The sequence below is a fragment of the Pseudomonas sp. NPDC085632 genome, assembly GCF_044541255.1.
In the GTDB taxonomy this organism is placed as follows: Bacteria; Pseudomonadota; Gammaproteobacteria; order Pseudomonadales; family Pseudomonadaceae; genus Aquipseudomonas.
In genome coordinates this window covers 20,684-20,989 of sequence record NZ_JBITSX010000058.1, presented here as the reverse complement: position 1 = coordinate 20,989, position 306 = coordinate 20,684, and the positions used below count along the sequence as shown (strand labels likewise).

The window sequence follows — 306 nt, the reverse complement described above, 5'->3', positions numbered from 1 at the left end:
GCTGATCGGCCTTGCCACCCTGAAGCTGAGGTAGAACGTGTGTCTCTGATCGCTTCTGACCACTTCCGCATCGTTGTCGGCCTCGGCAAGAGCGGCATGTCCCTGGTTCGCTTCCTGGCGAACCGGGGCACGTCGTTTGCCGTGGCGGACACGCGGGAAAATCCACCGGAACTGGCCACGCTCAAGCGTGACTATCCGCACGTGGAAGTGCGTTGTGGCGAGCTGGACGTCGAATTCCTCTGCCGTGCCGACGAGCTCTACGTGAGCCCCGGCCTGGCGCTGGCGACCCCGGCCCTGCAATAGATC

Annotated in this window: 1 pseudogene; it reads left to right on the top strand. The window is 63.7% G+C overall.

Annotated features, from left to right (window positions below):
• Positions 1 to 39: 39 nt before the first annotated feature.
• Positions 40 to 306: pseudogene (gene murD / locus ACIF4X_RS25915) on the top strand (UDP-N-acetylmuramoyl-L-alanine--D-glutamate ligase); the annotation flags it as partial.